The following is a 14262-nucleotide window of genomic DNA, read 5'->3' on the forward strand; positions in this document are numbered from 1 at the left end:
TGATTTGATTGGTAAAAGTAATAAGATAACGCTTCGATTCAAAATAAATTTGAATCATTTCAGTAAGAAAATTTTAAAAGTTGCCACAGATTAAAAGGATTAGAATGATTTTGCTGTTTTTTTTAAAGAAAATTTTAATTTAATCTGTGCGAATCTGTGAAATCTGTGGCAATAAAAAATCAACAGAATTTTAATATTGGTAAAACAATTATAGCTCAGAAAGTTTGAGAACCAATATTTTGGAGTCTAATAAGCTGTTTTATAACAACCATTAAAATATTTGTTCATAATAAAAGCCTGAAACGTTTCGTTATAAACGGTATAAAATGATACATTTGAATACTAAATATAATTAAAATGCGTAAACTTTCCTGGTTTTTTTTATTACCAATTATCCTTTTTTCGACCATAGTTTCGGCACAAAAATCAGCTATTTACACTTACGATTTAAAGGAATTTGACAAAGCACTGGCTTTATATAATGACAAACAATATGCTTCGGCACAACTTATTTTCGAACATGTAAAAAACAATGCTACGACTGAGGAAGTGCAGTCAGATTGTGCTTATTATATCGCCAATTGCGCCATTAGAACCAATAAGGCAAATGCTGATGCTTTGATGGAAAAATTCGTAACCGATTATCCAACAAGCACCAAACAAAATCAGGCTTATATTGAGGTGGCTCAGTTTTTTTTCGAACAGGGAAATTATCCAAAAGCATTGCAATGGTTTGATAAAGTAGATGAAAGTTACATGAGCAAATCTGATTCGGATAAATTTAATTTCCAGAAAGGATATGCTTATTTCAATGCCAAAAAGAAAAAAGAAGCCACAACTTATTTTAACAAAGTCGTGAATTCTCCTGAATTTGGTTCGCAGGCCAAATACTACTTAGGTTTTATGGCCTATGAAGGCGATGATTATAAAGAGGCAACCAAATATTTTGATGAAGTTTCAGGCGAAGAAAAATACAAAGAGAAGCTTTCGTATTATCAGGCCGACATGAATTTCAAGTTAGGAAACTTCCAGAAAGCAATTGATTTGGGACAAAAAGCAATGGCTAAATCAAATGAGCTTGAAAAATCGGAACTGAATAAAATCATCGGAGAAAGTTATTTCAATCTAAAACAATACGACAAAGCGATTCCGTTTTTAGAGCAATATGCGGGTAAAAAAGGAAAATGGAGTAATACTGATTTCTACCAGTTAGGTTATGCGTATTATGAGAAAAAAGAGTATGAAAAAGCGATTTCTCAATTCAATAAAATCATCGAAGGAAAAGATTTTGTAGCTCAAAATGCATATTATCATTTAGGTTTGGCTTATTTGAATACGGGTAAAAAACAAGAAGCCTTAAATGCTTTTAAAAATGCTTCTGAAATGGATTTTAATGCACAAATTCAGGAAGATGCCGCTTTAAATTATGCTAAAGTGAGTTATGATATCGGAAATGCGTATCAGACTGTTCCGGCAATTTTACTTGATTTCCTGAAAAAATATCCAAACAATTCAAGCCGATCTGAAATAGAAAAATTATTGGTTGATTCTTATATTTCGACTAAAAACTACAAAGAAGCTTTGACTCTATTAGAGAAAAACAGATCGGCAGAAAATAAAGCAGCGTATCAAAAAGTGCTTTTTTACAGAGGTTTAGAATTGTATAATGAATCGAATTATCAGGAAGCCGGAAAAATGTTTAAAAGTGCTATCAGCGAACAAAAAACGCCTGAGTTTACAGCACGCGCCACTTTCTGGAAAGCAGAAACAGAATACGTTACTGCCGATTTTCAGAATGCCTTATTAAGCTACAAACAGTTTGCAGGATTGGCTGCTGCCAAAGGAACTGACGAATACAAAAACATCAATTATAATATTGGATATACTTATTTTAAACTCAAAGAATACGATCAGGCAGGAAATTCATTTCAGGCACAAATCGACAATTCAAAAGAAGATAAAGTTCGTTTGAATGATTCGTATTTACGTTTAGGAGATTGCCGTTTTGTAACTTCAAAATATACTGCAGCAAATGAAGCTTACGCCAAAGCAATCGAAGCAAGAGGCGTTGATGCAGATTATGCACAATTTCAAAAAGCGATTTCTTACGGCTTTATGTCTAAAAATGATAAGAAAATCGATGAGCTGAACAATTTCCTTTTGATGTATAAAAAATCAGAATATCGTGATGATGCTTTGTATGAATTAGGAAATACGTATGTCGCTCAAAAAAAGAACGATCAGGCGCTTAAAACCTATGATCAGTTGATTTCTGAATACAAAAATGGAGCTTTTACTTCAAAATCAATTTTGAAACAAGGATTAATTTATTATAACTCAGATCGTGATGCTCTGGCTTTGACTAAATTCAAAAAAGTAGCGGCAGAATTTCCAAAAACTCCCGAAGCTTTAGAAGCCGTTTCTACTGCCAGATTGATTTATGTAGATTCAGGAAAAGTGGATGAATATGCAACCTGGGTTCGTACATTAGATTTTGTGGCCGTTACAGATGCTGAACTGGATAATGATACTTATGATGCTGCTTTTAAACAATACAGTCAAAATAACAGCAAACTGGCTATTACCGGATTTACAGGTTATATCAATAAATTTCAAACTGGACTTCATTCATTAGAAGCAAATTATTATTTGGCACAATTGTATTATGCAGAAGGTTCTGAGACGAAATCGGTTGCTAATTATCAATATGTAATCGATCAGCCAAGAAGCGAATTTACAGAGCAATCCTTGATGAAATTAGCTCAGATTTACTTGAAAGCAAAAGATTGCGATAAATCGATTCCAGTCTTGAAACGTTTAGATGACGAAGCTGATGCGGTACAAAACAAAAGTTTCGCTCAAGCTAACCTGATGAAATGTTATTACGACAAAAAAGATTATGATAATTCAGTTACTTATGCTGACAAAGTGTTGCAAAATCCAAAAGCCGATGCCAATGTAAAAGCCGATGCGCAAATTATTGTAGCGCGTGCAGCAATGCAAACAGGAGATGAAGATAAAGCTAAAGCAGCTTACGCAAAATTATCGACAACATCAAAAGGAGAATTAGCCGCAGAAGCATTGTATTATGATGCTTACTTTAAAACAAAAGAAGGCAAGTTTGACGCATCGAATGTATCGGTTCAGAAATTGGCCAAAAATTATTCGGCTTATAAATATTACGGAGCGAAGAGTTTGGTGCTGATGGCGAAAAACTTCTACGGATTAAAAGACAGTTATCAGGCCACTTATATTTTAGATAACGTAATCAACAATTTTACCGATTATCCGGATGTTGTTGAAGAAGCTAAAAAAGAGTTGGCTGCTATAAAAGCAGAAGAGTCTAAAACGAATTCGTCGATCAATAAGTAAAAAAAATAGAAGCAAGATTATAGAGTAAAGAATCAAGAAAAAGCGCAATAATAAAGATTTAGTTTAACGAAAGTCTTTCTTCTATAATCTTGTCTCTTTCTTCTTAAAAAATAATAAAAAATAATGAGTTTACCTTTTTATATAGTTGATGTTTTTGCTGATAAAAAATATGCCGGTAATCAATTGGCGGTTTTTATGGATGCAGGAAATTTAAGTTCGGCAGAAATGCAGCAAATTGCGCGTGAAATTAATTTTGCCGAAAGCACTTTTGTAACCAAACTTGACAAAGAAAATAATAAAGCCGAGATAAAAATATTTACACCATCTCAGGAAATGCAATTTGCGGGACATCCAATAATTGGAACTTCATGGGTTTTGATGAATAAAATATTTGATAATGCTCCGGAGCAGATAAAATTAAACGTTCCAATTGGACCCATTTCAATTCATCAGTCTGAAGGTTTGATTTGGTTAAAAGCAGCTCAGCCGAAATTTTGGGATATTTTTTCGAAAGAAGATATTACAGTATTTAGTAATCTGAAAAATCATGATTTTGAGAATCAATTTCCTATTCAGGAAGTAACAACCGGAAGTGCTTTTGTAATGGTTGGATTAAGCAGCAAAAGGGCGTTGGAGAATTTAGTTTTAGATAAAGATAAAACGGATGACTGGCTCAAAAAGAATTGCAAAACAAGTCATAGAGCTTTATATTTTTATTATTTAGAAGGTTCAAAATTGTTTAGCCGAATGTTGTGTATCGAGCACAATCAGTTAGTAGAAGATGCAGCAACTGGAAGCGCGAGTACTTGTTTACAGGCTTTTCTATTAAAATACCACAAACCTGAATTTGAATTAATTAATTATCAGGGAGATTACATCAATCGTCCGTCGCAGATTTACTTTCACGGAAGTGTAAAAGAAAATGATTTTGATATCCAAATAGGAGGAAAGGCTCAGTTTGTCGCAAAAGGAGATTGGGAAGCTTAGAATTAGAGAATAGAAGAAAGAACAAAGAGAATAGAACAAAGAGAATAGAATAAAGAGAATAGAATAAAGAGAATAGAATAAAGAGAATAGAATAAAGAGAATAGAATATAGATTTTAGAATAAAGAACAAAGAGTTTGAGCAGAATAAAGAGGATTTAGCATAGTCTATTTTCTTATATTCTTTTCTCTATACTCTTAAAAAGAAGAAATATGAAAATTAATTGCCATAATAAAATCATCATTTTACTAGTGTTATTTGTTGTCCAGATTTCGTTTGCTCAGGTTAAAAAAGAGGAGACTATAGGAACGGAAACTGTAAACGTGGTAAAGCCTTATTCGCCAACAATTTCGGATGCCTTTAAAGTAAAGGAAACTCCTTCGCTTGATGATAGCGGAAACCAGCCTAAAGAAACTATTAAATATAGTATTTTGTCGGTTCCTGTAGCATCTACATTTACGCCATCAAAAGGAAAAGCAGAAGGTGTTGAGAAATCAAAAAGAGAAAAATTGTTCAATAATTATGCGACTTTAGGACTAGGAAATTACGGAACTTTAAATGCTGAATTATTTGTGAATCAGGATTTAGGAAACAATGATTATGTGGCAGGAATGTTCCGTCATCATTCTTCGCAAGGCGGAATAAAAGATGTTGATCTTAATGATGAGTTTTATGATACGGCACTAAACATAGCTTACGGCGTAAACAATCGTGATATGGCCTGGAATATTGATTTAGGATATCAAAATCAGGTGTATAACTGGTATGGTTTACCGGCTGAATTTGGTGCAACTTTAGCAGGACAAACTCGTGATGATTTAATTAGAGGAATTAATCCAAATCACTCTTACAATACTATTTCGTTGGGAGGAAATATCGAATTTAATGAAGGGATTTTTAGTAAAATCTCAACTAAATTCACACACTTTTCAGATAGTTTTTCATCTTCAGAAAATCGCTTTTATGTAAAACCTTCTTTCAAGGTTGAAGTGATGGATCAGTCAATTAATACCAATATTATTGTGGATCACGTGAGTGGATCTTTCGAACATAATTATTTACGCGATAATACAAGCCCTTTAAAATACAGTTTAACAAATTTTGGAATTGAGCCAAGTTTTGTAATTCTTGAAAACGACTGGACACTTGAATTAGGAGCTGGATTGTTCTATGGTTTAGATTCTGAAAACAGCGGCAACAAATTTTATATTTATCCAAAGGTAAACGCTTCGTACAAACTTGTTGGTGATTTGATGATTTTTTATACAGGAGTAAATGGTGGTTTAGAACAAAACTCTTATGCTGATTTTGTAAATGATAATCCGTTTTTATCGCCAACATTAAATATGCGTCCAACAAACAATCAATATACAGTTTTTGCAGGTTTAAAAGGTAAATTGGCCAACAACATCAATTATAATGTAACGGGTTCTTATCTAAATGAAAAAGACAAAGCATTATACAAAGGCAACGATTATACAGAAGATTTCTCGAATCAGAATTATGCTTTCGGAAACTCTTTTGGAGTGGTTTATGACGACGTAAGAACCTTCCGTTTTTATGGAGAATTAAAAGCTGATTTTTCAAGAAATGTCTCTTTCGGAATCAACGGAACTTTTAATAGTTACAAATATGACGGGATAGAAGCCTGGAATTTACCATCGATGAAATTGAGCTCTAATCTTGATGTGAATATTACTAAACAATGGTATGCTGGTTTGAATGTTTTTTATGTGGGAGAACGTAAAGACATGCAATCGAACCTGGATTTAGGAACTGATCCGGTGATTACAACACTAAAAAGTTATTTTGATGCCAATGCGCATTTAGGATACAAATACAACGAACGTTTAACGTGTTTCTTAAAATTGAATAATATTGGAAACCAGGCTTATGAAAAATGGCTGAATTACCCTGTGCAAGGATTTCAGGTGCTAGTTGGAGCAAATTATAAATTCGACTTTTAAATTATTGCCACGAAGGCGCTAAGACGCTAAGATTTTTTGTAAAGGTTTAAGCCACGAATTCACGAATTAATTTTAACTAAATTCGTGAATTCGTGGCTTAATTTTTTTTTTACGATCTTTGCGCTTTAGCGCCTTTGTGGCAAACAATCTATGGAATTCAAACAAAAAATACATTCTCATTACCTGCAAATGGTTCAGGACCGAATAGATGTTTTTAGAGACATGATTTCGGCTTTGACCGAAGATTCTAAAAATGATGCGAAAGGTTCCGCCGGTGACAAACACGAAACGGCTTTGTCGATGATGCATATCGAACAGGAAAAACTAACCAATAAACTCAAAGGAGCCATTGCTCAAAAAGCGATTTTGGATAAAATTGATGCGTCGAAAACAACGGAAAATATTATTTCAGGCAGTTTGGTAAAAGCAAACGGAATCTATTTGTATGTAAGCGTAGCGCTTCCTAAAATCGCTATTGATGGTATCAATGTTATTGCGCTTTCTCCGCAATCTCCGCTAGGTTCTCATTTGATGGGGAATAAAGTGGGGTTTACTTTCGAAATTAATAAGACGCATTATACTATTGAGAGTGTTTTGTAAAAGTTATTTCACGCAGATTTCACAGATTTAAGCAGATTAAAAAGGATATTATTCGCACTCTTCAACGGATTAAAATCCGTTGCTACAAAATAAGCCGTTCCTCCGGAACTTTGCATAAAGACCCTTAGGCTCGATTTATATTGTAGGGATGGATTTTAATCCATTCATCACACACGGTACCCGACAATCATTATCGATTTACTGCCGCGGAGTTTCTAGTGTGATCTTTCCTTCGTCAAGAAGACAAAACAAGATGCGCATTTGTTTAATTTCGATGAAAATCACAATTTCAAACCAACTTCTATTCTTCTCTTTGTGAATCTTTTATTGTTTTTGAAATATCATAAAATTTAATTCAACGATCTCTTGAAAATATTGCTTTTTTAGTTCTGATTAAGCTTAAAATTGAAATTTATAAGTTTGAGGCTTTTTTTAGTGCTAAAATTTTACATTTTATATGTAAAAACAATTTTATGGTTTAAAATTATAACTGAAATCAATATTTATGTTTTTCAATTGTAACCATTAATGCATCTTTGCCCTATCAAAATAAAATTTACAAATAAAAATATAGAATTATGTGTGGAATCGTATGTGCCTTTGATCTAAAACAAAAAGCCGAAACCTTAAGACCTCAAGTATTAGAAATGTCTAAAATCATTCGTCACCGCGGACCGGACTGGAGCGGAATTTACAGCAATGATAAAGCAATTCTTTCTCATGAGCGTTTGGCGATTGTAGATCCAGCTTCAGGAAAACAACCTTTATTTACAGAAGATAAAAAATTGGTTTTGGCTGCAAATGGTGAGATTTACAACCACAGAGAATTGCGTAAACAATTCGAAGGAAAATACAACTTTCAAACAGAAAGTGATTGCGAAGTTATCTTAGCATTATACAAAGAAAAAGGACCTCACTTTGTAGATGAAATGAACGGAATCTTCGGGTTTGCGATTTATGATGTTGAGAAAGATGAGTATTTTATCGCTCGTGACCATATGGGAATTATTCCATTATATATTGGTTGGGATCAACACGGAACTTTTTATGTAGCTTCTGAATTGAAAGCTTTAGAAGGATATTGTACAAAAATTCAATTATTCCCTCCGGGACATTATATGACTAGTAAAGACGGCGAATTTGTACAATGGTACAAAAGAGACTGGACAGATTATGATGCAGTAAAAGATAACGAAACAAGTATTCCTGCAATTAAGGAAGCACTTGAAGCAGCTGTTCACAGACAATTAATGAGTGATGTTCCTTACGGAGTTTTACTTTCAGGAGGTTTGGATTCGTCTATTACTTCGGCTGTAGCCAAAAAATTTGCACAGAAACGTATTGAATCTGATGATACAACAGATGCCTGGTACCCACAATTGCACTCTTTCTCGGTAGGATTAGATGGTTCTCCGGATTTAGCAGCCGCTCAAATTGTAGCAAAACATATCGGAACAATTCACCACGAAATCAAATTTACGATTCAGGAAGGTTTAGATGCAGTTCGTGATGTAATTTACAACCTTGAAACTTATGATGTAACTACGGTAAGAGCTTCAACTCCAATGTGGTTAATGGCGAGAGTTATTAAATCAATGGGAATTAAAATGGTTCTTTCAGGAGAAGGTGCGGATGAATTATTCGGAGGATATTTATATTTCCATAAAGCGCCAAACGCAAGAGAATTTCACGAAGAAAACGTTCGTAAATTAGGTAAACTTCATATGTACGATTGTTTACGTGCGAACAAAAGTTTGGCAGCCTGGGGAATCGAAGGACGTGTACCATTCTTAGACAAAGAATTTATGGATGTTGCGATGCGCATCAACCCACAAGATAAAATGATCAACAAAGAACACCCAATGGAAAAATGGGTAGTTCGTAAAGCTTTTGAAGACATGTTGCCGGAAAGTGTAGCATGGAGACAAAAAGAACAATTTTCTGATGGAGTAGGATACAGCTGGATTGATACTTTGAAAGAAGTGGTAGCCAAAGAAGTTTCGGATGAGCAATTGGCAAATGCGAAATATAAATTCCCATTGCAAACCCCAACTTCAAAAGAAGAATATTACTACCGTTCGATCTTTGCAGAACATTTCCCAAGTGATGCTGCAGCTTTATGTGTACCTCAGGAAGCAAGTGTGGCTTGTAGTACAAAAATTGCTTTGGAGTGGGATGAAGCATTCAAAAACATGAACGATCCATCTGGAAGAGCTGTAGCAAGTGTGCATGATGACGCTTACGCGAAAGCATAAAAACAAGAATTTTTAGAATTAGTATATATTATATTTCCGAAGACGTTCTCAATCCTGAGAGCGTTTTTCTTGTCTTATAATGTTAAATTCTATTATTTCAGTGACTTAAAATTATTTTTCAATAATTATTTAAGTTTCTTTTTTATATTTGGCATTCGCCGAAATAATATTAAGAGGCTTGTATTGTAGCTATAAAACTACATCCAAGCTGAAAAGAATATTTGGTTTTAGCTGAATATTAGGAGATTATAAGAAAGTTTAGTATTAGGCTTACCCTTTTAGTTGTGAGTAAAAATTAAAAGAAATAAAAAAATAGAATAGTATGTCTGGATTATTGGCTGTTATTGGTAAAGGAAAAGACCCGCAACTTGTAAAAGAGCTTTCTTCAAGAATGTCGCATCGTGGTCCTGATGAAAGTGATTTGCATATTATGGAAAATGGCAGTATTATTTGTCATGAAAGCCTATCGATTATTGATCTTAAATCAGGTAAACAGCCCATTCAGGGAACAAATAAAGCCTGGATGGTGCATGATGGAGAAATTTACAACTACCAGGAATTAAAAGATACGGTTTTAAAAGAGCATACCTTTAGAACAAAATCAGATTCAGAAGTAATCGTGCATTTGTACGAAGAGTTTGGATACAAGTTTTGTAATATGCTTGATGGCGATTTTGCTTTTGTGATTATCGATGGCGATAATTACATTGCGGCAAGAGATGCTGTTGGTGTGAAACCTTTATATTACGGACTGGACGAAAGAGGAAGAATTTATTTTTCTTCAGAAATGAAATCAATTGCAGATCAGTGTAAGTCATTTTCGGCTTTTCCTCCCGGACATTATTATACCGGTAAAACTGGCTTTGTAAAATATTATAATCCGGATTACGAAGATCATGCAAATGCGAATAAATCTTTAGACCTTGATTTGGTTCGTGAATCATTAATTCAGGCGACACGTAAACGTTTAATGAGCGAAGTTCCTGTTGGTGTATTGCTTTCAGGAGGGTTAGATTCATCCTTAACATCAGCAATTGCATCCCGAATATTAAAAGATAACGGGCAAAAACTACATTCGTTTTCTATTGGTTTAGATGGGGATTCGCCTGATAATATCGTAGCAAGAAAAGCAGCTGAATTTTTAGGTACAGAACATCACGAAATACATTTTACGGTAGAGGAAGGTGTTTCTATTTTAGAAAAAGTAATTTATCATATTGAGACTTACGATATCATATCAGTACGATCCGGAGTTCCGATGTATTTATTATCGAAAGCCATAGCCGATCAGGGAATAAAAGTAATCCTTTCCGGTGAAGGTGCCGATGAGGTTTTTGGAGGTCATTTGTATTTTAGAAATGCACCATCAGCAGAAGAATTTCAGGATGAAACTATCGAAAGGGTACAGAAGTTATTTACTGCCGATTTATTGCGTGCCGATAAAACAACAATGGCGCACGGACTAGAAGCCAGAATTCCGTTTTTAGACAAAGATTTTTTAGATGTTGCTATTCGAATTAAAACCGAAGAAAAGCAGCCAAAAACATACGATGGCATCGAGAAATACATTTTAAGAAAAGCATTCGATACAACTGAAAATCCATATTTACCAGCTGAAGTTTTATGGAGACAAAAAGAACAGTTTTCTGATGGAGTAGGTTACAATTGGATAGATGAATTAATAGAATATTGTGCAACACAAGTTACGGACGAGCAATTGGCCGGAGCAGCTGCCGAATTTCCGTATAATTCACCAACGACAAAAGAAGCTTATCTTTACAGATCTATTTTTCACAAATTTTATCCACAGGTTAGCGCCGCGCAAACCGTTCGAAAATGGATTCCGAAATGGCAGGAAAATCAGGATCCAAGCGGAAGAGCAAATGCCGCTCACGTAAAAGCAGATGTTGAAATTTCGAAAGCCGGAGTAGCGGTTTAGTATTTAAATTCCAATAAATAAATTCCAAATTCCAAATTCCAATTTGGAATTGAATAAGAGAAATACGAAGCAATAGTTCTAAGTATAAAATTTCAAAAAAAATAAATTCTAAATTCCAGTTTTGGAAAGAAATAAAGAATCCGAAAGAGCATCTAAAATGTTTATTTCGGATTTTTTTTTTTGGAGTAAATTTTAGCTTTACGGTTTGCCGTAAATTACTAAAAGTAAGTTAATGTTAATTCCTTACTTAGGAAAAAAGCTATATTTGATTACCAAAAATTAACTAATACTTTAACTGTAATCTATGAGAAACTTACTATTAAGCAGCGTTTTATGCTGTTCGCTTGCTTCATTGTCTCCTGTTTATGCGCAGAAAAAGACAGAAGCTCCAAAATACATTAAAAATGTCGAAGGTGTAAAAGAATATTCGTTAAATAACGGATTGAAAGTTCTTTTAATTCCGGATGCCTCGCAGAGCAATATGGTCGTAAATATTGTTTACAATGTGGGTTCCAGAAATGAAGGTTATGGCGAAAAAGGTATGGCGCATTTACTGGAACACATGCTTTTTAAGAGTACCAAAAATTTAGGAGACATTAAAAAAATGCTTTCGGATAAAGGGGGAAATGCTAACGGAACGACTTGGTTAGACAGAACGAATTACTACGAAGTTTTTCCGTCAAGTGATGAAAACTTAAAATGGAGTATCGAAATGGAAGCGGATCGAATGATCAACGCGACTATTCTGCAGGCAGATTTATCTAAAGAGTTTTCGGTTGTAAGAAATGAATTTGAAATAGGAGAGAACAATCCAGATCGTGTTTTACAGGAAAGAATACTTTCGACGGCTTATTTGTGGCACAATTACGGAAATAGTACGATAGGAAGTAAAGAAGATATAGAAAGGGTAAAAGCAACTACGCTTAGGGCCTTTTACGAAAAGTATTATCAGCCTGACAATTCTACTTTAATAATTGCCGGTAAGTTTGATGAGCAAAAAGCGTTACAATATGTTGGGCAATATTTTGGAGCTATTCCAAAACCAAAAAGAGTTTTGGATAAGACGTATACAGTTGAACCGGCACAAGATGGTGAAAAATTTGTAGAGCTTAACAGAGCGGGAGATAGTAAGAATATTGGTGCTGTGTATCATACGGCAGCTTATGTAGACAAGGATTATGCTGCAATTGATGCATTAGGCGAAATTTTAACTTCGGACCCATCCGGATATTTGTATAAATCATTAATAGAGACGCAAAAAGTGTCTAGTGTTTATTATTGGCAGCCAACCACCAGAGATGCAAGTTATTTATATTTTGGCGTGGCGGTTCCTAATGATAAAGATATCAAAGCGACTAAAGAATTAGTAAGAACAGAGTTGGATAAAATTGCAACGACTAAATATACTGATGAGGATGTAGCCAGAGCAAAAGCAAAAATTATAAAACAACTTGACGGTATAAAAAACAATACTATTTCGTTTGCCATAAATCTTACTGAAATTGTTGGAGCAGGAGATTACAGATTAGGGTTTTTATACCGAGATGTTGTTGAAAATTTAACCAAAGAAGATATACAAAGAGTTGCTGAGAAATATTTTAGAAGCAACAATAGAACAGTTGGCGTATTTATTCCTTCAAAAGATGAGCAAAGATTAAAGCCGGTCGAATATACAGATGAGCAAATAGTAGCTGTAACAAAAGATTATAAAGGTAAGGCTTTAGAAAAAGAAGCTGCTGCATTTGAAGCTTCAATCAAAAATTTGAAACAAAACTTTGTAGAAGGAAAACTTAGTAATGGAGTAAAATATGGCTTAATTAAAAAAGAAATAAAAGGCGGAAAAGTTCAGGCTAGTTTTAAATTTCCGGTGAGTAACGAAAAAGATTTAGAGGGTAGAGGAGATGTAGGATCTATTCTTGCTCAATTAATGAAAACAGGGACAAAAACCAGAACCAAAGAACAAATTAGTGATCAGTTAGATCAATTAAAATCAAGTCTGTACTTTGATTATTCAGGTCAGACTTTGTCGATTAATATAAGTACTTACAAAGAAAGCTTTAAGGGAGTAATGGACATTTTGGGCGATTTGTTAGTGAATGCTACTTTTCCTGAAAATGAGTTAACGAAAACAATCAATGAGTACAATACTTATCTGGAATCAAACCTTAATGATCCTCAGTCGATTGCTTTTATCGAAGTTTCAAGATTAACATCGAATTATCCAAAAGGAAGTATTTTTTATACCTCGACAGTTCAGGAGCAAATTGATGCTTACAAAAAAATAAAACAATCTGAAATCGTTGATTTTTATACCAATATCTTTGGAGGAAATAACGGATTGGGAACTGTTGTTGGAGATTTAGATGCCAAAGAAACGGGACAAATTCTTGAAAATACTTTTGGAAAATGGAATTCTAAGTCTAAATATGTTCTTGCATTGCCAACGTATTCAGAGACTAAAAAGATAGATAAAGATTATATCACTCCAGACAAAGAAAATGCAGTTGCAATAGGTAAAATTGCTTTTAAAATGAATTTGAAAAGCCCGGATTATCCTGCATTTGTAATGGCGAATGAAATTCTTGGAAGTGGTGGTTTTTTAAGCGCCAGAATTCCAATGAGATTAAGAGAAAAAGAAGGAATTAGTTATGGTGCAGGTTCGTTTATTAATGTGCAGGTTACAAACGATGTTGCTTTCTGGCAATATTATGCATTTTTGAATCCAACAAAAAAAGGCGCAGTTGAAGCTGCTGCAAAAGAAGAAATTGCAAAAGCATTAAAAGATGGATTTACGGCTGAAGAAGTGAAATCAAATTTAGTGAGCTGGCTTAACGAAAGAAAAACAAGATTAGGAAATGATATGATGTTGATTAGTTTAACGAATAGCTACCTTCAATACGGAATTCCTTTAGAAGATTATGATGATCTTGAAACTAAAGTTAAAGCGTTGAAAGTAGAAGACGTGAATGCTGTTTTAAGAAAGTATTTAAGCTTAGAAAAAATGACTTCGATTTATGCTGGGGATTTTAATAAGAAATCATAAAGAGTAAAATTCAAATTTTTTGAAATTCCAAATTCCAAATCCGAAATGACATTAAAAATGTTGTTTCGGATTTTTGTTTTGTGTCTTTTTTAGTTTTTGGA

At 33.9% G+C, this 14262-nt stretch carries 7 protein-coding genes; all 7 read left to right on the forward strand.

Annotation, left to right across the window (positions count from 1 at the left end; genetic code table 11):
• The first annotated feature begins 357 nt into the window (after positions 1-357).
• On the forward strand, positions 358-3372 hold the full coding sequence (locus FLP_RS04040) for a tetratricopeptide repeat protein (RefSeq protein ID WP_065448247.1): 3015 nt from the start codon (positions 358-360) through the stop codon (positions 3370-3372).
• A gap of 123 nt (positions 3373-3495) precedes the next feature.
• A complete protein-coding gene (locus FLP_RS04045) occupies positions 3496-4359 on the forward strand; it encodes a PhzF family phenazine biosynthesis protein (protein ID WP_065448248.1) in 864 nt (287 codons plus the stop codon).
• Positions 4360-4569: 210 nt separating this feature from the next.
• Positions 4570-6324 carry a TonB-dependent receptor gene (locus FLP_RS04050; protein ID WP_065448249.1) on the forward strand — a complete coding sequence of 585 codons (1755 nt, stop codon included), beginning with the start codon at positions 4570-4572 and terminating at the stop codon, positions 6322-6324.
• 150 nt (positions 6325-6474) lie between these two features.
• A complete protein-coding gene (locus FLP_RS04055; RefSeq protein ID WP_065448250.1) occupies positions 6475-6924 on the forward strand; it encodes a hypothetical protein in 450 nt (149 codons plus the stop codon).
• A 578-nt stretch (positions 6925-7502) separates the two neighbouring features.
• Entirely contained in the window at positions 7503-9179 is a 1677-nt protein-coding gene (gene asnB / locus FLP_RS04060; protein ID WP_055098428.1) for an asparagine synthase B, read from the forward strand.
• A gap of 322 nt (positions 9180-9501) precedes the next feature.
• Positions 9502-11118, forward strand: coding sequence for an asparagine synthase B (asnB, locus tag FLP_RS04065; RefSeq protein ID WP_065448251.1), 1617 nt, complete (start codon positions 9502-9504; stop codon positions 11116-11118).
• A 304-nt stretch (positions 11119-11422) separates the two neighbouring features.
• The gene (locus tag FLP_RS04070; RefSeq protein ID WP_065448252.1) at positions 11423-14161 is read left to right on the forward strand and encodes a M16 family metallopeptidase; all 2739 of its coding nucleotides are present in this window, start codon (positions 11423-11425) and stop codon (positions 14159-14161) included.
• Positions 14162-14262 lie beyond the last annotated feature (101 nt).

Source organism: Flavobacterium piscis (genome assembly GCF_001686925.1).
Lineage (GTDB): Bacteria > Bacteroidota > Bacteroidia > Flavobacteriales > Flavobacteriaceae > Flavobacterium > Flavobacterium piscis.

Coding starts and splice junctions, on each gene's coding strand:
- FLP_RS04050 (WP_065448249.1), top strand. CDS start 4,570: ATGAAAATTAATTGCCATAATAAAATCATCATTTTACTAGTGTTATTT.
- FLP_RS04055 (WP_065448250.1), top strand. CDS start 6,475: ATGGAATTCAAACAAAAAATACATTCTCATTACCTGCAAATGGTTCAG.
- FLP_RS04070 (WP_065448252.1), top strand. CDS start 11,423: ATGAGAAACTTACTATTAAGCAGCGTTTTATGCTGTTCGCTTGCTTCA.
- asnB (WP_055098428.1), top strand. CDS start 7,503: ATGTGTGGAATCGTATGTGCCTTTGATCTAAAACAAAAAGCCGAAACC.
- FLP_RS04040 (WP_065448247.1), top strand. CDS start 358: ATGCGTAAACTTTCCTGGTTTTTTTTATTACCAATTATCCTTTTTTCG.
- FLP_RS04045 (WP_065448248.1), top strand. CDS start 3,496: ATGAGTTTACCTTTTTATATAGTTGATGTTTTTGCTGATAAAAAATAT.
- asnB (WP_065448251.1), top strand. CDS start 9,502: ATGTCTGGATTATTGGCTGTTATTGGTAAAGGAAAAGACCCGCAACTT.